This is a genomic window from Pedobacter sp. UYEF25 (assembly GCF_054061655.1).
Genome location: NZ_JBSSEL010000007.1, coordinates 116,898 through 142,010, shown reverse-complemented (window position 1 = coordinate 142,010; position 25,113 = coordinate 116,898). Strand labels below are relative to the sequence as shown.

Genomic DNA, 25,113 nt, shown 5'->3' with positions numbered 1-25,113 from the left:
AAAGGTCTGGTTTTAAATTAAATCGTTAAGTTATGGCTGTAAATAAACCGTCTTCATCCAACACAGACACAGAAAATGTTGGTGTAAAAGTTAAGGTGAAAGTTGGGAAGACGCTCGAGAAAAAAGCAGCCACTAAGGAACGTGCCTCTACAGAATCGGAATTGCTCGCGATTGATAAAACTAAACCAGTATGGATTTTTAGCCTATTTACCGCTTTTGACATAGATTTGTTTTTAATTGGCAAGCATTTTCGATTGTACGAAAAAATGGGTGCTCAACTCCAGACAGTTGACAGGATAGAGGGAACTTATTTCGCCGTTTGGGCTCCAAACGCAACTTTTTTAAGCGTAGTTGGCGATTTTAACGGTTGGGATAGAGGAGCCCACGCTTTATATAAACGTTGGGACAGGTCTGGAATTTGGGAGGGATTTATTCCTGGTGTAGGCCAAGGAGAAATCTATAAATATTTTGTAAAAGGTTTTGATGGTTCTGAATATGAAAAAGGAGATCCATATGCCCGTCGGTGGGAACACCCCCCAAGAACTGCTTCAGTGGTTTGGCAAAGCGATTACAATTGGAACGATGCCTCTTGGCTAAAGAAACGACCAAAACTAAATGCTTTGGATCAGCCATGTTCAGTGTACGAAATTCATCTGGGATCTTGGCAGAGAAGTCCTGAGCATCCAGAGCTGGTTTTAAATTGTAGAGAGATTGCCAAAACGCTAGTTCCTTATGTCAAAGAAATGGGCTTTACGCATGTAGAGCTTATGCCTGTAATGGAATATCCCTACTATCCAAGTTGGGGCTATCAAATTACCGGATATTTCGGCGCTAGTTCTAGATATGGAAGTCCGGAAGACTTGAAATTTTTAATTGATGAACTTCATAGAGCCGACATTGCGGTTATTTTAGACTGGGTTCCATCGCATTTCCCCGGAGACAGACATGGCCTGTTTGAATTTGACGGCACTCACTTATATGAACATGCCGATATGCGCAAAGGCTTTCACCCCGACTGGAAATCTTATATTTTTAATTACGACAGAAATGAAATAAGATCTTTTTTAATCAGCAATGCCATGTTTTGGATGGATCAGTTCCATGCGGATGGCTTGCGGGTAGATGCAGTTGCATCAATGCTCTATTTCAACTTCTCTAGAGAAGATGGAGACTTCGGAACAAACGAATTTGGTGGCTGTGAAAATTTAGGCGCTATTAAATTTTTGCAGGATTTAAATGAATCCATTTATAGCAGCTTCGAGGGGGTTCAAACCATTGCAGAAGAAAGCAGCACCTATCCAGGAGTCACTGCCCCGGTAAATGCTGGAGGTTTAGGCTTCGGAATGAAATGGATGATGGGTTGGATGAACGATACCCTTAAGTATTTCAAATTAGATCCTATTGCAAGAAAATTTAATCACCACAGTTTAAGTTTTAGCATGACTTATGCTTTCTCAGAAAACTTTATGCTTCCTTTTTCTCATGATGAGGTGGTGCATGGCAAGTCGCCTATGCTTTTTAAAATGCCAGGCGATGATTGGCAAAAAGCCGCAAATGTCCGCGCATTATACGGCTATATGTTTACCCACCCCGGGGCAAAGCTATTGTTTATGGGCAATGAGTTTGGAGATACAAGTGAATGGAATTTGTGGAAGTCGTTGAATTGGCATCTATTAGATTTTGCACCGCACAAGGGGATTCAAGAAACAGTAAAAGCCCTAAATTTTTTGTACAGAAAAGAGCCAGCACTATATGAATTAAATTATTCTTATGAGGGTTTCGAATGGATAGACGCCGACAATACTAGCGAATCTGTTTTTGTTTATATGCGCAAGGGAAAAAACCCAAATGATACGTTAATCATTGCCTGTAATTTTACACCGGTTGTGAGAGAAAATTATAAGATTGGGGTACCCTTCCAAAACAAATGGAAGGAATTATTTAATACCGATGCTGAGCTGTTTTATGGAAGCGGAAGGTTAAATCTCGGGGATTTAGATACTACAGAAGGAAACTATAACAATCAAGAATTTTCCATTACCGTGACTTTACCTCCGCTAGGGGTTACAATTTTTAAGAGTAAATAATCAGCGCTCAATATCATTTGTAAAAATAATATTAGCGCTTAGCTCCGCAAGTACCGGCTAAATCTTTCACGAACAATCAAAAAATTATGCTGAGACAATGGTTGGGACAGTTCTTTACTGTATGAAAACCCATCTTTAGGAGCAATCTGAAAATTTTTGCGAGTATTTAAAACTCCGGTCTTTTATCAGGTAATATTTAAAAGCGTTGTTTTGCGGACCATTCAATTTAACTGTTTGCCCATATTTGCGTTCTACTCTTCAAGGATGCTAAAAGGCTATTCTGAGCCTCGAGACGGCTTTTTTTTGAAATCAGGTGAAGGCTTTATTGCTTAGATAAAGCGCATAGAAAATTTGGAGCGACAATTCAACACGACGATACGAATAAGTTTCTTTTTCGTTAAAGGAAATTCATCATTTCCATAATAATTGCTGCTTTCAAGAATTTTTAGTGGTGTGCGAACGTTAGGATATTCAGATTGATGGGGGTATCGATTAAATTTAATGCGCGCACCATGTTTGACCAAACTTTGGCCTAACGAACCGAGAAATTAAGTGATCAGCATCTGTTTGCTTCTACAAATAGATAGCAACACTGTTATTTTTTGATACATCGTTTTTTCATCTACTGGTTTGGTCATGTAACCGTCAGCGCCAAGGTCAAAAACTCTATCTTTTGTTGGCTGGGTAATGTCTGCAGTAACTACAATGATTGGAATGGTTGTATTTTTTTCTCCTGCCAAATTGCCTCTTATCGCAGCGATAGCTTCATAGCCATCCATTACAGGCATTTGTAAGTCCATCAATACAATATCTATGTTTTGCGTTTTTAAGATGTTAAGGCCTTCAGAACCATCATTCGCTAACACTACAGTTGTTCCTTTCCAGCTTTCTAATAGCATTTGCACAACCATCTGATTTAGGGGATTGTCTTCTACTACCAAAACAGTTGTCCCTAATAAGTCAAAATCAATATCTGGAAAATGGTTTACAAACGCTGCCGCGACTTCCGGTATTTTATATTTAATGTTTAATTCACAAACGGTTCCCTCATTCACTTTACTATCTATTTTCAATGTTCCCTTGTGCAGGTTTGTAAGGGCTCTGGCAATACTTAGGCCCACTCCAAAACCACCATGTTTGCGCTTATTGTCGAAATCTGTTTGCGAAAATATGCCGAAAATACTTTCTAGTTTTTTTTCTGCGATGCCGATGCCGGTGTCTTTAACTACGATCTTTAAATTTAAATCACTCCCTTTAATTGTCGAGGTAACAATTAACGTCACTTTTCCACTGTTTGTAAACTTTATCGCATTGCCCAATAAATTGTGAATAATTTGCTCAAGTCTAACAGCATCACCTAACACAACAGTGCTGTCGTTTAAGGAAACGTTTTCTTCAAAAATTAGATTTTTATCTGCACATTGGATGGCTGCACTTTCTAAGAACTTTGTAATAACATCTTTTGGAGTGAACTCCCAATGGTCTAATTTTAGCGTCCCTTCTTCCATTCTGGAAAAATCCAAGATGTCATTCACAGAGGAGATCAATCCTTGCGATGCATATCTGATTGACTCATAATTTCTTTTCAGGTCTGGGTCAATATTTTCTTTCGCCATAACGCCAGCCAGACCCAATATGGCGTTTAGTGGCGTCCTCAGTTCATGACTCATATTAGAGAGAAAATAAGATTTTACATTGTTCATCTCCTCAGACCTTTGCAGTGCCAACTCTTGCGTTATTTGCTCCTTCTTTTTCATTAGTCTAATTCTGTTTGCCATCGAAAGGGAAAATGCGATCATTTGTAAGCAAATACCTTGCTTGGTAATATTTTCTATCAGAAATGAGGCTGGGAGTACCTTGAAATTCATTAAAACAGCATAAATCATTGTAAAGGTGAGCACTAACATGCCCAAAATGTAAAAGAAATCCAACCGCTGCTTCTTAAGAATAAGTAGGATGATGCCAAGATAAAGTAGCACAACACCAACGATAACCCATACACTTACAATAGGAAAAGAGTAGATCGAAAACGTCGGAAATAGCAGCAACAACATTAATATTAAACCCAGAACCAAGTAGAACCCATTGAAAAGTTTATGTAGTAGGCGATTTTTGTGTTCAACGTCTAAAATCCATTGACTGTATTTTCCAAAGAAAAAGCACCCACAAATGGCAGATAAAATTACCATATTTAAACTCAGCCATGAGTGCCCTGTAGCAATGTATTGATGGTAGAAACCATCAAGTGAAAATTGGCATAAGGCAGCAAAAAAAACATAAAGCGAATAATACAGAAACGATGTTTCTTTTAAAGCCACATAGAAGAAAAGGTAGGTAAGCACAATAATGAACAGAATTCCATAAAAAAAACCGAAAAAGAATTGGTTAGAATAGGCTGTTTGCAACAACTGTTTTTGACTAATTATTTCCAACGGAAGGCGGTTCTTTCTGCCGTCGTTTTTAAGCAACATAAAGGCTGATTTTGTCTCCCCAGGAGCCAAATGGATTTCAAACAATGTTCTTCGGTACTTTACGCTTCTTTCACTAAAATCTAAATTATTACCGCTTTTCTGAGTGGAAAACTGACCATTTTTATCAACCAGATATAAGTCAACATTTTCTGTAGTAGGTTCTGCAGTCCTTAAATAATAAAATACAGGAGTTTCTAATTCATTTTTAAGTTGAAATTTTAACCAATAGTTTGAACTCGTAAAACCAAGGTTTCCATATGGTCCCTTTAATTTTTTAAATTTAAGTATGTCTTCTGTCTTTCGTATTTGCGCAAACGACAGTTCTTCTTGTCCAGTATTTAAAATAGAAGCGTATTCTAAAATAGATACCTCGTCAGGGTGAACGCCATTTTTAAAAACATATTGGGCTTGCGCACAGTAGTTTAATGAAATAAAAATTATGGCAAATAGAATTGACATTAATACGAAGCGACTGCTCAAGATTGGATAATCGCTACGATGTTGATCTAAACTGCTTTTATCCATACTTGGTATACTGCTCTACATCCAAATAAAAAAATGGGTTGGTGAAATTTTAATAAAATCTACGTGCCGTATGTCTTACAATGTAGCTATATTTTGTTCTAATTAAGCATTGACTTTTCTAAAGTTGGGTGCTTTAGTTTTGGCGGGGAAATGTCTTATGCTACAGAATTTGAGCGAAGGTATCAATTTGGATTTCTTTTGCGATTTTAATTTGATTTTTATTTCAGAAACTTCAGGGCGTCATATGAAAAGAATCTTTGGAAAAAATAGAACATTTGTATCGATTTTTGGTTTAAAATCAGTTGATTCCAAAGAAAATATCCTTCGTTTAATATATCTTTATACATGACAAAAGAAGATAAAATTTTATTGACCGCTCGCTATGTCGAGGGAGATATGGATTCTTTTGAGCAGCAAGAATACGAGCTCCGTTTAAAAAATGAGCCAGATTTAAAAGATCATTTAAAAGATTATAAGGAGATTCATGAGAGCTTCCAAATTCAACTTCCTTTTAGCGCAGTTCAGCAGTCTTTTTTTTCTCAAAATGGGCAAAATTCGAAGCATTGTCGCATAGAAGACCCAGATATTTTTCCTTTTAAACCCATCCTAAAGTGGTTTGTGATGATCGGAGTTGGCATTATGGCCATTTTTTTATTTTGGGCGCCCTGGAATGTGAACTTATATAGAACTTATGCCTATTATCAAAAAATAGCCGTACCCAAAAACTTTTCGGGCGACACTACTGCCATGTATAAAGCCATATACCTCTACAATGATGGCAATTATTTGTTAGCCGGGCGTCTACTTGCTTCGCAATATGCTAAAAATCCCAAGGCGATCAAACTCGCCTATGCTTATGCAAATACATTGATTGAAACTGCTCATTTAGATGAAGCCCGTGTGCTGTTAGAATCTGTTATTGCAAGCAATGATGATCTAAAATTTTTTGCCGAATACTCTATGGCATTAAGTTATCTTAGGGAAGAAAATTATGAGAAAGCTGGTGCATGGTTGGCCAAGATTCCAAAATCAAGTGGCGCATATCCAGTAGCTGAAGAGCTGAGCAAACACCTGTAAAAATCAATTTTTATACCAAAGTTTTATTTTTTTTATGCTCATATACTCTAAATAGAAGTGCTTTTTTACATTTCTGTCAAACAATTTTTAGGTTGCTTTGGTTAATACAACTAACTAGCCTAAACACATCGACCAGTCTGCTTGATTGTATTTCGATATCGGCGCTCTTAAAAACGAATTCAAGTTGATGGAAAATCAAAGCTCTTTTATATTATTGTATAAAACATACGCAGCTCCGCTTTACGGGGTTATTTTAGGGTGGGTTAATAATGAAGAAGAAGCTAGGGAAATTTTGGAGGAGACGTTTACCCATGCTTGGCAGAGCAGAGACCTCTTACCGACTCATAAACTGAAGCCGTTTTCTCAGCTTCATTTAATCGCCAAAAGACTCAGTAAAAGGTATTTGGTTAATTAAAAGCGCTCTACGTATGAATTTAATCTTCAGAATTCAGTGTCAGTTAAGTAATGAGATAGCTGAGAAAGAGATATCTAAAATTGAATCCTGATAGCCTTTATCAGGTTTTTAACTTAGTTCAAAGACTATTAAATCTATAATTTTTGCAACTGGACGAAAAATCCCTCAAGTTTCTTAAACAAAGATTCGCGCGATTTTTTGTTGGTGCTGTTGGCTGCTTTCCATTTTATGTTCCTTTGATGAAAAAACAAATTAACGGTGTCATTTCAATCGTGAGCGCTACAACAGAAACAGCGCTTTAATCAATTTTTAGAAGAATTAGAGGTTTTTGCAAGATTAATTTCCTCCTTATTTTATCGATGACATTGTAGGTTTTGTTGGTTTAAGGTGATTAACTAGAAATAACAGAAATTCTGAGCATTGCTTCACGCTCAGATTGCAATGTGAGCATGGCTAATCTGGAGATTTTTTTTTGCAAATTAGTATAGATCTGTTAGCAATCAGCAAGCAGTTAATTTAGTCTAGAAAACAGTATTTGCTCAAGCGAAGATTTCTCGGATCCAAACAGGTTTTAATGTCAAAACAATGGGTTTTGTTGTGGTATCGTTGTGGTCTTGTTGTGGTAATACCCCCTTTAACCAAAGCAGAACACAAGGAGACCTTAAGGAGACCTTAACTAGACCACTACAAGGTGCATTTTAAATCGAAAACTCTGCTCCCCACCGCATCGGTTTTGAGGTACTTTATTTTACTATTTAGATAGTTTTCGAATTTCTATAAAATAATTTTTCTAGAATTTGCCAAAGTTATTATCGAAATGCTGCTAAGTTGTTTACAGGCAGGCGTTAAATTCATTAGATAACTTTTATATAGGAAAACCGTAAACAATCATCGCTTATTTAAGGCGCCATAATTGGACGAAGTTGTTGCTCAAAGAAAACCTAAATATAACAGACCTATAACCAGCTTTTAAGGTTTCCCGGATCAGCGCTTCAAGGTTTCATGAACCTTCTAGGTTTATGAACTAGTGATTGGAGAAGGCTGTTTTGGTGTTAAAAATGTTAAGTTTAGAATTCATCGTTGCTGCCAGCAATCAAATTAACCCTTATTAAATCCATTGATCTACCCAACGAAGGTTTACAGGGTGTAAAATTGAACTGGTCTGTTTTTAGCTGAAACTGAAATTATGCTTGGTTAATAGGGTCTAGACTCGAGAGGTGCAAATGCAATGGCAGAATAATCTTATTAATCAGATTTAATCATGAATGTAACTTTAGCTAACCTATTTTTTTGGATGGCTAAACAAATGAAAATCAATTGGTTAGATTTATAACGCTTCGAAACTAAAATTTTTTAACAAAAAAAGAGGGCAACTCAAATTTATCTGAATTGCCCTTCATGGTAGCGGGGAGCAGGATCGAACTGCCGACCTCAGGGTTATGAATCCTGCGCTCTAACCATCTGAGCTACCCCGCCGAGGGTTGGTTTTTAATAAAAATTAGAATAAACCGATTGCGTATTTATTCCAACTAAACATCTAAAAAATTACTATCTTACGTGTTCTGTATTGTGGCCTTTTTTTAGAGTTGCAAATATAGAAAAAATTACCTTTCTTTAGAAAAATAAAAGGAAAAAAATAATCAGATATCTACCTTGTGACTAAATTAGCATGTCAGAAAAAAAGAAATTTACAATTGAATACGAGGTAAAGTCTTCACCTAGAATATTGTACACCTTCATTAGCGAGCCGAATGGCCTCTCGCAGTGGTTTGCCGACGATGTAAACTTTAGAGACCAGGTTTATACATTTACCTGGGATGACGAAGAACAGAAAGCAAAATTAGTTTCCATCAAAGAAAATAAACTAGTGAAGTTTAAATGGTTAGAAGACGAGCCACAGTGTTATTTTGAAATGGAGATAGTCCAAGACGAACTCACCAACGACGTTGCCCTTTCCATTACTGATTTCGCCACCGATGACACTTTGGCTGAAAAGAAATCCATATGGGACAATCAAATAGATTATTTGATTGGCGTTATCGGTGCTTAAATTTTAGCGCTTTGCGTATCTTTGTAAGGTGAAAAAATTATACATCTTAATTTTAAAGTCGTTTTTAAAACCATTCATGGCCACTTTTTTTGTGGTGATGTTTATTTTAATCATGTTTTTTCTTTTTAAGTATGTAGACGATCTAATTGGAAAAGGGTTTGAATGGTACACCATCCTAGAATTGATGTATTACCAGGCTTTGGTCCAAATTTCTATGGCTCTGCCGCTTTCGGTGCTGCTTTCTTCTATTATGACGTTTGGCAACCTTGGCGAGAATTATGAGCTTGTTGCGATAAAAGCAGCGGGTATTTCCCTTCAAAAGGCCATGCGCCCGTTATTTTTTGTTATTTTGCTCTTGAGCGCTAGCTCGTTAATTTTTTCAAATTTTATCCTCCCAAAAGCCAATTTAAAGTTTAATTCCTTGCTGTGGGATGTGACCAATAAAAAATTGGCGTTTTTGATAAAGCCAGGGATTTTCAACAACAGCATCCCCAACTATTCTATTAGAGTAGATCGGAAGGACGGCGATAAATTGTTTGGAATTTTGATGTATCAAACAGATGGAACTTTAGGTATCCCTAAAATCATCATGGCCAAAGAGGGCATCATGGAAAAAACAACCGACGGGAAATTTCTGATATTTAAACTAAAAGATGGCGTTCAGTATGAGGAAGCCGCAGGTAAATCTGGTGCCTACAATCCTAGGCAAGTTTTTACGCGTGGCCGATTTAAAGAGGCGCAACCCACTTTTGATTTATCTTCTTTTCAAATGCAAAATACTGATCCAAATGCGTTCGGTCAGAATACCATTATGCTTAACCTAAGTGGAATTAAGCAAAAGTCGGAATTGTTGACAAGACAACTTGATACGTTAAACAAAAGCCAAAATCAAAGCTTAAAAAGTAGTTTCAAAGCATACACCGTGGCCAAAGGTTACAGCAAATTAGAAACAGTTCCAAAGAAGATACATGACCTTATTTTGGCTGATATTCCAAACGGATCCAGAAAGCAAAGCATAACCACTGCAACAAATATTGTAGCAGGAATTGAGCAAAGTTTGGCAAATGGTGGTACTCGACAGACCGAGTTAACCAATGAAATAATTGTCACTCAAGTAGAGTATCAGCGTAAGTTTACGTTGGCAGCCTCTTGCATTTTGTTATTTTTTATTGGTGCACCTCTAGGTGCAATCATTAGAAAGGGAGGAATGGGGTTGCCTGTTGTAGTCGCGGTAGTATTTTTTCTCATTTACCACATTCTTACTACCGTTGCTGAAAAAGCAGCAAAACAGGGAGATCTAAACCCGATAATAGCCATGTGGATAGCGGTAATCGTGCTGTCTCCCTTAGCCGCATTTTTAACTTACAAAGCATCAAGGGATTCAGCGCTATTTGACATCAACTATTATAAGGAGTTGATTTTAAAAGTATTTAGGAAAAAGCAGCTGTCTGCATCCCAATAGCATTTACTTCTAGATGATATAAATTACCGTTTAATTGTTTTTTTAGATTGTACCTTTGTCAAAAGCCTATGAAAGGCACTCATATTTTCTTTATTTTTAGGTAAGGCACATGCAAAGCAAGCTAAACACCATTGAAGAGGCAATCGCCGATATAAAAGCTGGTAAGGTTATTATTGTGGTTGATGATGAAGGCCGGGAAAACGAAGGAGATTTTTTGACCGCTGCGGAAAATGCGACGCCAGAAGTTATTAATTTTATGGCAATGTACGGTCGCGGATTAATCTGTGCTCCTTTAACTGAAGACCGTTGTAAAGCGTTGGAATTAAATTTAATGGTAGGCAAAAATACCGCTGCTTATGAAACCAATTTTACCGTTTCGGTTGATTTAAATGGGCATGGTTGTACTACCGGTATTTCTGCGAGCGATAGGTCTAAAACGATTTTTGCGTTGGTTAACGACAATACCCAACCTGAAGAATTAGGGAGACCCGGACATATCTTTCCATTGATTGCAAAAGATGGAGGCGTTTTACGCAGGGCAGGACACACAGAAGCTGCAGTAGATTTAGCGCGCCTGGCAGGAATGAAGTCTGCAGGAGTATTGGTAGAGATTCTAAAAGAGGATGGGGAAATGGCTCGTTTGCCAGATCTTTTTAAGATTGCTGCACAACATAAACTCAAAATTATTTCCATTGAAGACTTAATCGCTTATAGGTTAAAGGTAGAAAGTTTAATACGTCAGGAGGTTACGGTAGATTTGCCAACCGATTGGGGAAACTTTAAAATGACCGCTTATACCCAGCTTGATAATGGAGCAACCCATTTGGCTATCTCTAAAGGAGAATGGACTACAGAGGAGGCAATATTGGTGCGTGTGCACAGTTCTTGCGTTACAGGTGATATTTTTGGCAGCTGCAGGTGCGATTGTGGACCGCAATTACACAAAGCGCTAGAAATGATAGAGCAAGAAGGTAAAGGCATTGTTGTTTACATGAATCAGGAGGGTAGAGGCATCGGGCTGATTAATAAGTTGCGTTCATACAATTTGCAAGATGAAGGTTTTGATACCGTTGAAGCAAATATTAAGTTAGGGTTTAAAGGCGATGAGCGTGATTATGGTGTTGGCGCACAAATATTGAGGTCGCAGGGCGTTTCCAAAATGCGTTTAATGACAAATAACCCAACAAAGCGGGCGGGTTTAATCGGTTACGGATTAGAGGCCGTAGAAAATATTCCCATCGAGATACAAAGCAATATTCACAACGAAAGATATTTGTCTACCAAGCGCGATAAGATGGGTCATTCCATTATGAAAGGTTAAGGTTAAACCATCTTTTCTTTCAACTCACCTAGCTCGAAGTATTCTAGTACGGTTGCTTTTTTTAGATATCGTCCGTTCAGAAATATCTTAGCTTTTGGGAGTAATAGGTGGCTGACAACGAAAAAGGCCGGTTTTGCGAAAGCAAAACCGGCCTTTTTATCTATGTGTTAGACGGATTTACCATCTTTTTCTACGTTCTTTGCTTTCGCCTCCGCCAGATCTATCAGCGCTGCCACTTCCATTGTCTGAACGTTCTTCGCGCTTACGACCAGAGAAATCTCTAAATTCGCCGCTACCAGATCCGCTACGGTCTGACGACGAACTACGTCTTCCACTTCCCCCACCGAAACCACTTCCACGACTTCCGCCACGCTCTCCACCTCTACTGCGATCTCCGCTTCCACCACCACTTCTGCGCTCACCTCCAAATCCACCTCTATCACTACGTCTTCCGCGATCTTCACGCTCTCCTCGTTCTCCGCCACCACTAGGTGCTTCGCCGCTTTTTTCGATCCGTACACTTCTTCCGTTATATTCTGCGTTTTTAAAGCCTTCAAAAACTTTATCTGCCACAGCATCTTCCACTTCAAAGAAAGAGAAAACACCTTTTAGATCAATTTTTCCAACTTCTTTGCCGCTAATTTTAGTCTGGTTACAAATAAAGCCCAGCATATCGCCACGGGTAAATTCATCAACCGAGCCCAAATTAATAAACAAACGCGTAAAACCTTCGCTACCTCTATTGCGACCACTACGTTCTCCGCGTTCTCCACGTTCGCCACGGTCTCTATCGCCGCCGCGCTCATCAGTAGCATTCAAGTCTGGGGCTTTAGAATAATAGTCTAAGAACCTATTAAACTCTAAAGAAGCAAAACGTTTAATTACGTCTTCCTTGGTCAGTTCGGCAAACTCATCCATGATTCTTGGAATATATTGATCGATCTGCTCCTCGTTTACCTCTACACTGTTCACTCTATGAACTAAAGAAAACAACTGCTTTTCGCAAACATCAAAACCTGTAGGTAATTCTGCTTTTGTAAATTGCTTGCCAATAATGCGTTCTAGCTGGCGGATTTTCCCAGTTTCTTTAGAGTTGATGATACAGATAGAAATACCGGTTTTTCCTGCACGACCTGTACGGCCAGAACGGTGGGTATAGCTTTCTATTTCGTCTGGTAAAGAGAAATTTATTACGTGTGTAATTTCTTTGACATCAATTCCACGCGCAGCAACATCTGTTGCGATAAGCAGTTGCATGTTCTGCTCGCGGAAACGTTGCATTACTTTATCACGTTGCTGTTGCGATAAATCGCCGTGAAGGGCATCTGCGTTGTAACCGTCCTTAATTAGTCTTTCGGCAACATCTTGCGTATCCATTTTAGTTTTGCAAAATACTACTGCAAAAATATCAGGATTAAAATCTACAATGCGTTTAAGAGCAGCATATTTATCGCGGGCACGCACTATATAGTATTCGTGCTCTATGTTAACATTACCTGAATTTTTTGTGCCCATGGTAAGTTCCACCGGGTCGGTCATATATTTTTTTGCTATACGACGCACTTCACTCGGCATGGTTGCAGAGAACAACCAAGTTTTCTTTTCTTCTGGTGTTGTTGCCAAAATATCATTTATGTCTTCCTGGAAGCCCATATTTAACATTTCATCTGCTTCATCCAGCACCACAAATTTTACGTCAGAAAAATCGATGGCCTTACGACCAAGAATATCTAACATACGGCCGGGCGTAGCCACTACAATCTGTACGCCTTGGCGTATCTCGCGTAGCTGCGGCATAATGCTTGCTCCACCGTAAACGGCAACAACATGCGCACGCGGCTTGTTTTTGGCATAACTTTTAAGGTCGTTCGTAATTTGTAAACAGAGTTCGCGCGTTGGGCATAAAATTAACGCTTGCGGTTTATTTACTTCAAAATCAATTAATTCTAACAGCGGCAATCCGAATGCGGCTGTTTTTCCTGTTCCTGTTTGGGCCAAACCAACAAAATCATTAGTGCCTTCTAACAGTACAGGAATACTTTGTTCCTGAATGGGCGTTGGATTTTCAAATCCAAGGTCTTTTACGGCATTAACGACGTCATCACTTATCCCCAATTCTTTAAATGGGTTTGTCATTAGTCTTTTTTTTAATAAGCCGCAAAGGTATGATTTTAATTCTACAATTCATAACAAGTATTCCTATTTTTTATAAATGTAATTCATTGAAAATAAGGAATTAAGGTATTCAAACGAAGCAGTAGTCTGAGATGTATCTGTTCTCAGTGACTCTATAATGGATTAAGGCGCTGGTCAATGTTGGAACTCTAGGTAGTCTTGAGGTCTACAAACTACAAGTAAAAAGAATGTGTTGGTAACATTTGCTTTTAATTCATTTCTCATTTTTTTGTAAACACTCAGCCTTTAAGGTCATTCTTTAAACCAAACCTCATTAGCCAACGTACATGGTATTATGAAAACGATAGTAAATAAATTAATTGTGTTTGGAGCATTTTTGCTGATCGGTACAATAACCGCCTGTGCACAAAATCCTACCGGCAAACTGCCTGCAGTGATAAAAAATAAGGCCGATTATAACAAATTAAACGCCGCCTCGGCGCAAATTATGCTACACGAGGGGACAGAAACGCCAGGGTCTGGAAGTTTATTGCATAATAAACAAAAGGGAACTTATTTATGTAAGCAATGCAATGAGCCTCTTTTTAGATCCGAGACTAAATTCGAATCACATACTGGATGGCCGAGTTTTGATGACGAAATTAAAGGGGGTGTGAAATACAATAAGGACGCCGACGGACAAAGAGAAGAGGAAGTCTGTGCAAATTGTGGTGCGCACATTGGACATGTTTTTTATGGCGAGCATTTTACAAAGAAAAACACTAGGAACTGCATCAATTCGCTAGCTTTGAACTTTGTAGCGGATAAATAAAACTTAAAGAGCTTTTCAATGTTAAATTTTAGAAATTTAGTTAACACATTTTCGATTGTTGGGATCATAGCAATCGCGACCTGTTTCTCTGCTTGTGCTCAAAACAAACCAGAAGATAAGACACCGATGAAAGAAACTTCAGTAAAAAATAATATGAATTGGAACAAATTGACCACCGACGAGGAGCGCGTAATTGTTAATAAGGGCACTGAACGTCCAGGTACTGGAAAATACGATGATTTTAATGAGAAAGGTACTTACATTTGCAAACGGTGCAATGCGCCGTTGTACCGATCTGATAGTAAATTCGATGCCCATTGTGGTTGGCCGGCATTTGACGATGAGATTAAAGGTGCAGTAAAAAAGCTTCCGGATGCTGATGGAATGCGTACAGAAATTGAATGTGCGAATTGCGGTGCACATCTTGGTCATGTGTTTATTGGGGAGGGTTTAACTGCAAAGAATACAAGGCACTGCGTAAACTCTATTTCGATGAGCTTTGTGCCTGACAAAAAATAGTAACCAAGGAGAAGGGGTTTAGGAAAGGGCGTAAGACGAAAGTTTTACGCTTTTTTTGTGTGGAAACGCTCCTAATAAGTCCTTAGAAATTCGGTTAAATTTGAAATACCTATATTTGCAAACCCAGTTAAAATAGCTTGCCTATGAAATATGTGTTGATTGTGGTTGTTTTATTCTGCTTCTTCAAAAGCAGTGCGCAAACGAACGAAGATTCTGAAGTTCAAGATACGGTACGTAAAGCTGCGCTTGCTACCTATTACCATCCAAAATTCGAAGGTCGAAGTACTTCAAGTGGAACCAGATACCGTGCAAAAAAACTTACCGCTGCGCACAGAAGTCTCCCATTTGGAACTATTGTTACTGTGACGAATCCCGAAAATGGAAAATCTGTAAAAGTCAAAATTACAGACCGCGGCCCGTTTGTAAAACGGATTGCCATAGACCTTTCGGAAAGGGCAGCTAAGCTGATCGGTATTTTCAATGAAGGCATTTCAAAAGTGACACTAAAATACGCACTCCCTTAATTTCTAAATAGCGTATTTAACTTATCCACATTAATACTCATTTCCTTAGTGCTAAAATAGAACTCTTTAGCTTTTTTTTGCGGCTGAAATTAAATTTCCATCGCTCTTTATCCACCAATAGCATTTTGATGTTAACAACTTTCAAGTAAAAAAAGAGCTCCGTCCTTTATATTTGTTTCAACAAAGTTCTTTAACGAAATGGATTTCGCAACCGTTGCAAAGCCTTAATCTTTAGTGACATAACATGTGGGTCTTCCGCATTTAAACGTCAATTTTCAAAAACTAAAAGGTAAGTTTTTGTGTGAAATCAAAAGTTAATACTTGCATTACATATTTTCATTTGAAGAAATGACCATCGCTAATACAAAAGTAGCAGATGCAAAATTTTGTCGACTTTGAATTAAATAAAAATAAAACATCAGCTAATGGAACAGGAATTATTATTACAAGAAAATAAAGACAGATTTGTGTTATTGCCGATAAAATACCCGGCAATTTGGGAGATGTATAAGAAGACCGAAGCCAGTTTTTGGACCGCTGAAGAAATAGACCTTTCAGATGATCAAAAACATTGGGATAATTTAAACGATGGAGAAAGACATTTCATCTCTCATATTTTGGCATTTTTCTCTGCAAGTGATGGTATCGTAAATGAAAATCTTGCTGTTAACTTTATGAGTGAGGTTCAATTGCCAGAGGCGCGCTGCTTCTACGGTTTCCAGATTATGATGGAAAATATCCACGCAGAAACCTATGCGCTTTTGATCGATACTTACATTAAAGACCCGGAAGAAAAAGATCGTCTGTTCCACGCGATTGATACAGTGCCGGCTGTAAAGAAGAAAGCAGAATGGGCATTGCGTTGGATAGAAAACGGAAGTTTTGCAGAACGTTTGGTTGCATTCGCTGCGGTAGAAGGCATATTTTTTAGTGGCAGCTTCTGCTCAATCTTTTGGTTGAAAAAACGCGGATTAATGCCAGGCCTAACATTCAGTAATGAGTTGATCTCTAGAGACGAGGGTTCACACTGCGAGTTTGCATGTTTGCTTTATAGCATGTTAGAAAACAAGTTAAGTCAAGAGCAAGTTCACGGGATCATCAGCGATGCTGTAGAAATTGAAAAAGAGTTTATTACCGAAGCTTTGCCAGTTGCGTTAATTGGAATGAATGCGAAGTTGATGAGTCAATATATAGAATTTGTGGCTGATAGATGGTTGCAGGAGCTAGGATATGATAAAATTTACAATGCCACCAACCCTTTCGATTTTATGGAGATGATCTCACTTCAAGGTAAAACTAATTTTTTCGAAAAACGAGTTGGCGATTATCAGAAAAGTGGCGTGTTAACGTCGGCAGATAATAAAACTCAAGCTTTTTCTTTAGATGATGACTTTTAACTAAGGTTTAAGACTGGAAAGTTGAGGGTTGAAGGTTTCCGTTCTTTGTCTTTGCGAGCCATGAAGCAATCTATTTGAAGGGTAGAAGCAAGACGGTTGATGGTTTTAAAGCTTGACAATTGATACTCACTAATTGATACTAAAAGAAGAAAAACACCTTTGAAAATCCTCCCATTTGGGGAGGGTTGAAAGGCGATACTAAATAAAGATATGTTTGTACTAAAAAGAGATGGTCGCAGCGAAGCGGTAAAATTCGACAAAATCACGGCTAGAATTCAAAAGTTGTGCTACGGTTTAAATGCAGATCTCGTGGATTCTATCGACGTTGCAAAAAAGGTGATTGAAGGTTTATATGATGGCGTCACTACGTCAGAATTAGACAACCTAGCAGCCGAAACTGCTGCCTCTTTAACTACAAAGCATCCAGATTATGCGTTGTTGGCATCGCGAATAGCGGTCTCCAATCTTCATAAGAATACGACAAAGTCGTTTTCGGGAACCATGAAAATGTTGCATGAGTATTTCGATCCCAAAGCACAAAAAGCAGCTCCACTTATAGCGGATGATGTGATGGAAATCATCGATAAGAATGCAGATATTCTAGATAGTACCATCATTTACGACAGGGATTTTGGCTTCGATTATTTCGGATTTAAAACTTTGGAGAAATCATACCTGCTAAAGGTCAATGGAGAAATTGTAGAGCGTCCGCAACATTTATTTATGCGCGTTGCAGTCGGCATTCATAAGGCAGATATCGATAGTGCAATAAAAACCTATCATTTAATGAGCGAACGTTGGTTTACACATGCTACACCAACACTATTTAATGCTGCTACACCAAAACCACAAATGTCTTCGTGTTTCTTGTTAACCATGCAAGATGATAGCATTGAAGGGATTTACGATACCTTAAAGCAAACGGCAAAAATCTCGCAAAGTGCTGGTGGTATAGGTTTGAGTATACATAATATCCGCGCAACTGGCTCATACATCGGTGGAACCAACGGTACAAGCAATGGAATTATTCCTATGTTGCGTGTATTTAATGATACAGCCCGTTACGTAGATCAAGGTGGAGGAAAGCGTAAAGGTGCTTTCGCTATCTATTTAGAGCCATGGCATGCAGATGTTTTTCAATTTTTAGACCTGCGCAAAAACCATGGTAAAGAAGAAATGCGTGCGCGAGATCTATTCTACGCACTTTGGATAAACGATTTGTTTATGCAACGCGTAAAAGACAATGGCGAATGGACCTTGTTCTGTCCGCATGAAGCGCCAGGGTTAGCAGATTGCCATGGTGCAGCATTTGAAGCTTTATATACAAAATACGAAGCCGAAAAACGCGGACGTAGAACCATTAAAGCACAAGAACTTTGGTTTGCCATTTTAGATTCGCAGATAGAGACAGGTACGCCTTACATGTTGTTTAAAGATGCAGCAAATGCGAAATCTAATCAGCAGAATTTAGGCACGATAAAAAGTTCTAATCTTTGTACTGAAATCATCGAATATACCGCTAAAGATGAGGTTGCTGTTTGTAATTTAGCTTCGTTAGCGTTACCGAGATTTGTAATAGACGGTCAGTTTGACCACCAAAAATTATATGAAGTAACGTATCAGGCGACTTTGAATTTAAATAAAATTATCGATCATAATTATTATCCTGTAGTCGAGGCAGAAAACTCGAATATGCGCCACCGTCCGGTTGGCTTGGGTGTGCAAGGTTTGGCAGATGCTTTTATTTTATTGCGTTTGCCTTTTGAAAGTGACGAAGCAAAAAGGTTAAACAAAGAGATTTTTGAGACAATTTATTTTGCTTCAATGACCGCTTCTAACGATCTTGCGAGAGAGAATGGTCCATATCAATCTTTTAAAGGTTCGCCATTGTCTCAGGGAAAGTTTCAGTTTGATTTATGGAATGTTAAGCCAGAAAGCAACCGTTGGGATTGGGAAGCATTACGTACAAAAGTAGTGGAAGAAGGAGTGTATAATTCTCTTTTGGTTGCGCCAATGCCAACAGCATCTACTTCGCAAATTTTAGGGAACAACGAATGTTTTGAGCCATATACGTCAAACATTTACACGCGCCGAGTATTGAGCGGAGAGTTTGTGGTGGTAAACAAACATCTGTTAAAAGATCTGGTAGCGTTAGGCCTTTGGAATAACGATATGAAGAATCAAATTATCTTGGCAAATGGATCTGTTCAAGGCATACCGTCTATTCCAGATTATATTAAAGAATTGTACAAGACAGTTTGGGAAATAAAGATGCGTAACATAATCGATATGGCTGCAGATCGTGGTGCCTATATATGTCAATCGCAGTCGTTAAACCTGTTTATAAATGCACCAAATACCTCAAAACTTACTTCTATGCATTTTTACGCGTGGGAAAAAGGGCTGAAGACAGGAATGTATTATTTACGTACACAAGCAGCATCTCAAGCGGTTAAGTTTACCGTAGAAAGCCAAGCAGGCAAAGCGATTGAAGCAGTAATTCCTGCAGAGATGACCCAAGACCAAGTTGCAGAAGAAATTGTAGATGGGCCGGTTTGTAGCATGGAAGAAGGATGTATCAGTTGTTCGGGGTAGGAAGAAGAATAAGGAGCAAAGAACAAAGAGTAAAGAACAAACAGAAAGCTGGCTAGATTTCGTCATTGCGAGGCACGAAGCAATCTCAAACGAAAAGTTCATCTCTTCTGAATAAAATAATCGAATGAAAAAAGGTTTTGGGCCAACGCTCAAAACCTTTTTTAATAGTCGATGTTGCAAAATCTAACATTGTGTTAATCTGTCTCTGTGCTTTGAAAAACCTTGTGCGTTGAAGTGATTGTCGCAGAGCTTGATCACCACGTCATCTCGACCTTTGGAGACATATCACAAGAACGGACCACTCGCTGAATAAACACTTCGATCAAAGTATTTTCATATTTTAACCCCTCTAGCACAAGCGTCCGCTTGCGTTGATAGAATAAAAGACAATATATTTTTAGGCATAAGTGAACACTTCCGCCATATCGATAAATAGAGAAGCAGATTTTGCATTTTTTAAAATTCCAAGAAATACCTCACAGATCGTCCTGAGCCTTCTACCTTAAAAATACCCAAATCGTTTAGCGATTGTAGATCTCTGGTTGCCGTTGCTTTTGAAGTTTTATTAATAGAAATGTACTTTTTGGGCCGCTTGTAGCTGATTATTTTGCCTGTGAGGATACGCTGTTTTAATCGGCTCAAGATAAGAATGGTGAATGGGGTATTAGCCCTTATGCTATGTCCAATTGAAAATTTGTTCTTATTTTTACATAAGATTTCCAAAATTACCTATCACCCAAAACGTAATGCCAAACCCCACCTTCACCAAACACGAAATCATTTCTTGCGAGCGGTGCAGAGTTTCTGTGGAATGTAAGGCGAACGCATATACAAAATGTCAATGCAGTACTGTACAGTTAACCATTAATGAAATGCAGTACATTAGCGAAACTTATGATGGTTGCCTGTGTGCCAATTGTTTAAGAGAATTAAAAAAGGAATATCACGAACAATTTTAAAGGAATAACCAATCACCGCATGTCTGAAACAGTTTTGATATTTGTTTACATCGTCTGGATATTTTCTGAAATTTATTTGAATAGAATGTTGCGTTCTGGGAGCAGCGACAAAAAGAATCAGGATAAGAATTCGTTGAAGATGATATGGATTGTAATTGCAATTTGTATTACTGTTGCTGTGCTGATCTCTAAAAATGTGTCTTTGCCAATTTACCATACGATAATGGGTAACTATGTTGGGGTTTTCATTTTGATTTTTGGTATCCTACTGCGGTACTTTGCCGTGTTTTCTTTGGGAAGATTTTTTACTGTTGATGTGACGATTAGGAACGACCACAAACTGAAAACAAACGGAATGTACAAGTACGTCCGTCATCCTTCTTATGCAGCCTCATTGTTGTCGTTTATCGGAATGGGAATTATATTGAACAATTGGTTTTCTTTGGCGATTATTTGTGTCAGTATTTTGAGCGTATTTATTTATCGTATTAAAATTGAAGAAGAGGCGCTAACAGCGCATTTCGGGTCGGAATACCAATCTTACAAAAATCAAACTGCCAGGATTATTCCTTTTATATTTTAGATCAAAGTTTTATCGGCGGCCTGCAACCCAAGTTTCTTGCAGCGACGGTTGTACATAAACGGGATAATAATGGCAGCCTAAGCTTTTTTGCTAGGCTAAAATGGTTAGCCCGAACGACTTTAAACAAGGCGACTATCTTTGATTTTCAATAAAAAATATTCAGCTCATAACTTAACTGCAAAAGAGCATCTTTTCTGCCACTAAGAATTAAATCTTACACTCGAGAAGCATTACTTAATATTTAAAATTATCCTTTTTTAGTAACTTTGCAGAAGATTTAGCACGAGTTAATTTTTATTTATTTCAAAGCGTTATATTTTATAAATGAAGAATGTAAAAGTTGGTTTGGTACAGATGAGCTGTACCAGCAGCAAACAAGAAAATTTAGATAAAGCCATAGAGAAGGTACGTGATGCAGCTAAAAAAGGTGCACAGATTGTTTGCCTGCAAGAATTATTTACGTCATTGTATTTTTGCGATGTAGAAGACTACGATAATTTTGATTTAGCTGAATCCATTCCTGGCCCTTCGACCGATGCACTTTCTGTTATAGCTGCAGAACTTAATATAGTCATTATTGCTTCACTATTTGAGAAACGTGCAGAAGGTTTGTACCACAATACTACTGCTGTGTTAGATGCAGATGGGAAATATTTGGGCAAATACCGCAAAATGCACATTCCAGATGATCCAGCGTTTTATGAGAAATTTTACTTTACGCCAGGCGATTTAGGATATAAAGTTTTCGACACCAAGTTTGCTAAAATAGGAGTGCTGATCTGTTGGGATCAGTGGTATCCGGAAGCTGCGCGGATTACAGCTTTGATGGGCGCTGATATACTTTTCTATCCAACTGCCATAGGTTGGGATACCAATCAAGATGAGGAAACAAATAAAGATCAGTACGATGCTTGGCAAACCATTCAGCGCTCGCATGCAGTAGCGAACGCAGTGCCAGTTATTGCAGTAAATAGAGTTGGTTTTGAGCAAGATGGTGCGATGAAGTTTTGGGGTGGAAGTTTCGCAACCAATGCGCAAGGTAAGTTGCTTTATTTAGCATCTCACGATAAGGAAGAAACTGAAGTAGTAAATCTGGATTTAACACAATCTGATTATTTTAGAAAACATTGGCCATTTCTACGGGATAGACGGATTGATTCTTATCAACCTATTACGAAGAGATATATAGATGAGGATTAAAAATAGTCGGGAGTCAGAAGTCCGGAAGTCAGAGGTCAAAAGTGACAAAAAGCGCGATCCTGTAGTTTTATTGTTTAATTTAAGTGATATGCATTATTAATTCCCGTAGAGACTAAATTATTTCATTGGACTTCGGTCTCCTAACCCCTGACTAAAATTGGCCTTTAAATTCGAGAAGCTTAAGGTTTGGCAAAAAGCGTTAGACCTCGCAGACGAAGTAGATAAAATGACTAGAACCTTTCCTCGGGAAGAGGTTTATGTGTTGACGTCTCAAGCTAAGCGAGCTGCGGATTCTATTTCAATGAACATTGCTGAGGGTAGCACTGGACAAAGTAATCCAGAGTTTAAAAGATTCCTAGGATACGCTTTAAGATCGGATATAGAAGTGGTTAATTGTTTACATCTATCCAGAAGACGAGGCTACATTTCAGAAGAAGTTTTTAATAAACATTATCAATCCTGCGAAGAAATATTAATTATGATTTCTGCTTTAATCAAATCACTCAATTAAATGTTAAGCACTTTATCTTCGGACTTTGGTCTTGTGTCTATCGGGCTTTTAGAGACGAACCATATCTTCCGACTTTCGGTCTCCCAACTTTCTAACTATTTTAATGTCTTCCAACTTCGGACTTTTAAATTAATTTTCAATCATGTCAATATTCCCACCAAATAAATTTACGTTCAAACCCAATTTGTTTGATTATTCTCCAAAACAACAAGGGTATACTTTTCCTGCAGAATGGGCAAAACATGAAGCTACTTGGCTAAGTTGGCCACACAAAGAAGAAAGTTGGCCGGGCAAAATCGAATCGATCTATAGAGCTTATTGCCAATTTATAAAAATCGTTGCTGAGGGAGAAAAAGTGCGCATCAATGTTAAAGATGAAGCAATGAAGGCCTTTGCAATAGCAGAGCTGGAAAAAGTGAATGCAGATTTAGCGCAAATAGAGTTCTATTTCCATCAAACCAACGATGCTTGGTGTAGAGACCACGGACCTGCTTTTGTGGTAAAAGGAAACCAAAAAGCGGTGGTAGATTGGGGTTATAATGCTTGGGGAAATAAATACCCACCATTTGATTTGGATGATGTGATCCCGACAAAAATTGCCAAAACATTCGACTTGCCGCTATTTCTGCCAGATATTGTAATGGAAGGCGGCTCGGTAGAATTTAATGGAGCGGGAACAATTTTGACTACAACGGCTTGTTTGTTAAATGAAAATAGAAATCCCACATTTACTAAAGAAGAGATAGAAAGGTATCTTTTGGAATTTTATGGACAGGAGCAAGTATTATGGTTGGGCGATGGAATTGTTGGCGATGATACCGATGGCCACATTGACGACATTACCCGTTTCGTGAATGAAGATACTGTACTGACTGTTGTAGAACCTAATCCTTTAGATGAAAATTACGTGCTTTTACAAGAAAACTTGGAAGCGCTAAGAGGAATGAAGCTAAAAGATGGTCGGCCTTTAAATATTGTTGAACTGCCGATGCCTTCGCCGATTGTTTATGAGGATACACGTTTGCCTGCATCCTACGCTAATTTCTATATCTGCAACGCTGCGGTAATTGTGCCGATTTTTGATGATGTGAATGATGAGAAAGCATTAGAAATTATTCAGATGTGCTTTCAAGATAGAAAGGTTGTTGGTATTAATTCGATAGATATTATTTGGGGATTAGGAAGTTTTCACTGTTTGAGTCAACAGGAACCTATCGGATAGTTTAATCCGATTGTTATCCTGAGCCTTTCGAAGGACTTTTATTCTGCAATTTCAATATATTAATCACTCTAGAATGCCGAATATCCATAGTTACTTTATCTATATTTTAGAATGTGCCGATAATAGCTACTATATAAGTGTAACTAATGATTTGGACATAAGAATTGAACAACACATAATAACGGAGAAGATATTAAAGCTTACACTTTTAGTCGCCGCCGCTTACCCCTTAAATAATATATGCGCTTTGACCATATTCAACAAGCAATCGCCTTTAAAAAGCAGGTTAAAATGTTGGAATAGAAAGAAAAAAGAAACTTTGTTTAAGGACGATTGGAAAGAAATTGTAAGATTATCTAATCTAAAAGGATAAATATAAATATCTTGGTCTTCGACAAGCTCAGACTGACAAACGAAAAAGAAATATGAAATTACTACAAGGAAAAACAGCATTAATAACCGGCGCATCTAAAGGTATTGGAAGGAAAATAGCAGAGAAATTTGCGGCTCATGGAGCAAATGTAGCTTTCACCTACTTGTCGTCTGTAGAAAAGGGCAAAGCATTGGAAAAAGAACTTCAAGCAGATGGCGCTCAAGTAAAAGGTTACCGTTCTGATGCCTCTAAATTAGACGAAGCAGAAAAATTAATAGCAGATATTGTCGCCGATTTTGGCGGGATAGACATTATCGTAAACAACGCTGGCATCACCAAAGATGGCTTGTTGATGCGGATGAGTGAAGAAAACTGGGATGATGTGATTAATGTAAACCTAAAATCGGTTTTTAACATTACAAAAGCAGCATCGAAAGTGATGATGAAAGCGCGGAAAGGTGTTTTTATAAACATGAGTTCTGTGGTTGGCGTAACAGGAAACGCAGGCCAGTCCAACTATGCTGCATCTAAAGCTGGCATCATTGGCTTTACAAAATCTATTGCCAAAGAACTTGGTTCTAGAAATATTCGTGCAAATGTAGTTGCTCCGGGATTTATCCGTACAGAAATGACGGAAGTGTTGGATCCAAAAGTGGTAGAAGGTTGGGAAAAAGACATTCCTTTAAAAAGGGCGGGAGAAACTGAGGATGTTGCCAATGTGTGCGTTTTCCTTGCTTCAGATATGAGCGCTTACGTAACAGGCCAAACCATATCCGTTTGCGGCGGAATGCTTTAAGAGGTGAATTTTGAGGGTAGGAAAGTAGAAGGGTATTAGTAAGGAGCAAAGAATTAGCGAACAGCAGGGCTAAACCATT

At 38.3% G+C, this 25,113-nt stretch carries 20 protein-coding genes and 1 tRNA gene; 18 read left to right on the top strand and 3 right to left on the bottom strand.

Going from position 1 to position 25,113, the window contains the following annotated elements:
* Window positions 1-32: 32 nt before the first annotated feature.
* Window positions 33-2,087, top strand: coding sequence for a 1,4-alpha-glucan branching protein GlgB (glgB, locus tag ACVWYG_RS08920; protein ID WP_457269844.1), 2,055 nt, complete (start codon window positions 33-35; stop codon window positions 2,085-2,087).
* A gap of 548 nt (window positions 2,088-2,635) precedes the next feature.
* On the opposite strand, the gene ACVWYG_RS08915 is transcribed toward glgB, so the two are convergent.
* A complete protein-coding gene (locus ACVWYG_RS08915; protein WP_457269843.1) occupies window positions 2,636-5,083 on the bottom strand; it encodes a 7TM diverse intracellular signaling domain-containing protein in 2,448 nt (815 codons plus the stop codon).
* A gap of 345 nt (window positions 5,084-5,428) precedes the next feature.
* Between ACVWYG_RS08915 and ACVWYG_RS08910 the strand changes: the two genes are divergently transcribed.
* Window positions 5,429-6,160, top strand: a complete 732-nt coding sequence (locus ACVWYG_RS08910) for a tetratricopeptide repeat protein (RefSeq protein WP_457269842.1) — start codon at window positions 5,429-5,431, stop codon at window positions 6,158-6,160.
* A gap of 187 nt (window positions 6,161-6,347) precedes the next feature.
* Window positions 6,348-6,575 carry a sigma factor gene (locus tag ACVWYG_RS08905; protein WP_457269841.1) on the top strand — a complete coding sequence of 76 codons (228 nt, stop codon included), beginning with the start codon at window positions 6,348-6,350 and terminating at the stop codon, window positions 6,573-6,575.
* A gap of 1,399 nt (window positions 6,576-7,974) precedes the next feature.
* Here ACVWYG_RS08905 and ACVWYG_RS08900 read toward each other — a convergent pair.
* Window positions 7,975-8,051 (bottom strand) — tRNA-Met (locus ACVWYG_RS08900).
* 193 nt (window positions 8,052-8,244) lie between these two features.
* Between ACVWYG_RS08900 and ACVWYG_RS08895 the strand changes: the two genes are divergently transcribed.
* The 3 genes from ACVWYG_RS08895 (at window position 8,245) to ACVWYG_RS08885 (ending at window position 11,408) form a co-directional block, all read left to right on the top strand.
* Complete coding sequence (locus ACVWYG_RS08895) at window positions 8,245-8,625, top strand: START-like domain-containing protein (protein WP_457269840.1); 381 nt, start codon at window positions 8,245-8,247, stop codon at window positions 8,623-8,625.
* Window positions 8,626-8,653: 28 nt separating this feature from the next.
* On the top strand, window positions 8,654-10,087 hold the full coding sequence (locus ACVWYG_RS08890) for an LptF/LptG family permease (protein ID WP_457269839.1): 1,434 nt from the start codon (window positions 8,654-8,656) through the stop codon (window positions 10,085-10,087).
* A gap of 109 nt (window positions 10,088-10,196) precedes the next feature.
* On the top strand, window positions 10,197-11,408 hold the full coding sequence (locus tag ACVWYG_RS08885) for a bifunctional 3,4-dihydroxy-2-butanone-4-phosphate synthase/GTP cyclohydrolase II (protein ID WP_457269838.1): 1,212 nt from the start codon (window positions 10,197-10,199) through the stop codon (window positions 11,406-11,408).
* 177 nt (window positions 11,409-11,585) lie between these two features.
* On the opposite strand, the gene ACVWYG_RS08880 is transcribed toward ACVWYG_RS08885, so the two are convergent.
* Window positions 11,586-13,544 (bottom strand): DEAD/DEAH box helicase, encoded by a 1,959-nt coding sequence (locus ACVWYG_RS08880; protein ID WP_457269837.1) that lies wholly within the window; start codon window positions 13,542-13,544, stop codon window positions 11,586-11,588.
* A 334-nt stretch (window positions 13,545-13,878) separates the two neighbouring features.
* On the opposite strand from ACVWYG_RS08880, the gene ACVWYG_RS08875 reads away from it, so the two are divergent.
* The 12 genes from ACVWYG_RS08875 to fabG all read left to right on the top strand — a co-directional run bounded on the left by ACVWYG_RS08875 (window position 13,879) and on the right by fabG (window position 25,034).
* On the top strand, window positions 13,879-14,355 hold the full coding sequence (locus tag ACVWYG_RS08875; RefSeq protein ID WP_457269836.1) for a peptide-methionine (R)-S-oxide reductase: 477 nt from the start codon (window positions 13,879-13,881) through the stop codon (window positions 14,353-14,355).
* Between the two features lie 18 nt (window positions 14,356-14,373).
* The gene (locus ACVWYG_RS08870; protein ID WP_457269835.1) at window positions 14,374-14,874 is read left to right on the top strand and encodes a methionine-R-sulfoxide reductase; all 501 of its coding nucleotides are present in this window, start codon (window positions 14,374-14,376) and stop codon (window positions 14,872-14,874) included.
* A 143-nt stretch (window positions 14,875-15,017) separates the two neighbouring features.
* Window positions 15,018-15,398, top strand: a complete 381-nt coding sequence (locus tag ACVWYG_RS08865) for a septal ring lytic transglycosylase RlpA family protein (RefSeq protein WP_457269834.1) — start codon at window positions 15,018-15,020, stop codon at window positions 15,396-15,398.
* 425 nt (window positions 15,399-15,823) lie between these two features.
* On the top strand, window positions 15,824-16,795 hold the full coding sequence (locus ACVWYG_RS08860; RefSeq protein WP_457269833.1) for a ribonucleoside-diphosphate reductase small subunit: 972 nt from the start codon (window positions 15,824-15,826) through the stop codon (window positions 16,793-16,795).
* 210 nt (window positions 16,796-17,005) lie between these two features.
* Window positions 17,006-19,390 (top strand): ribonucleoside-diphosphate reductase subunit alpha, encoded by a 2,385-nt coding sequence (locus ACVWYG_RS08855; RefSeq protein WP_457269832.1) that lies wholly within the window; start codon window positions 17,006-17,008, stop codon window positions 19,388-19,390.
* 746 nt (window positions 19,391-20,136) lie between these two features.
* On the top strand, window positions 20,137-20,349 hold the full coding sequence (locus ACVWYG_RS08850; protein WP_457269831.1) for a cysteine-rich CWC family protein: 213 nt from the start codon (window positions 20,137-20,139) through the stop codon (window positions 20,347-20,349).
* Window positions 20,350-20,368: 19 nt separating this feature from the next.
* Window positions 20,369-20,932, top strand: coding sequence for a methyltransferase family protein (locus ACVWYG_RS08845; RefSeq protein WP_457269830.1), 564 nt, complete (start codon window positions 20,369-20,371; stop codon window positions 20,930-20,932).
* A gap of 324 nt (window positions 20,933-21,256) precedes the next feature.
* A complete protein-coding gene (locus ACVWYG_RS08840) occupies window positions 21,257-22,132 on the top strand; it encodes a carbon-nitrogen hydrolase (RefSeq protein WP_457269829.1) in 876 nt (291 codons plus the stop codon).
* Between the two features lie 157 nt (window positions 22,133-22,289).
* Complete coding sequence (locus ACVWYG_RS08835) at window positions 22,290-22,643, top strand: four helix bundle protein (protein WP_457269828.1); 354 nt, start codon at window positions 22,290-22,292, stop codon at window positions 22,641-22,643.
* A gap of 142 nt (window positions 22,644-22,785) precedes the next feature.
* A complete protein-coding gene (locus tag ACVWYG_RS08830; protein ID WP_457269827.1) occupies window positions 22,786-23,865 on the top strand; it encodes an agmatine deiminase family protein in 1,080 nt (359 codons plus the stop codon).
* 73 nt (window positions 23,866-23,938) lie between these two features.
* Entirely contained in the window at window positions 23,939-24,238 is a 300-nt protein-coding gene (locus tag ACVWYG_RS08825) for a GIY-YIG nuclease family protein (RefSeq protein ID WP_457269826.1), read from the top strand.
* Between the two features lie 52 nt (window positions 24,239-24,290).
* Window positions 24,291-25,034, top strand: a complete 744-nt coding sequence (gene fabG, locus ACVWYG_RS08820) for a 3-oxoacyl-[acyl-carrier-protein] reductase (protein WP_457269825.1) — start codon at window positions 24,291-24,293, stop codon at window positions 25,032-25,034.
* Window positions 25,035-25,113: the final 79 nt, after the last annotated feature.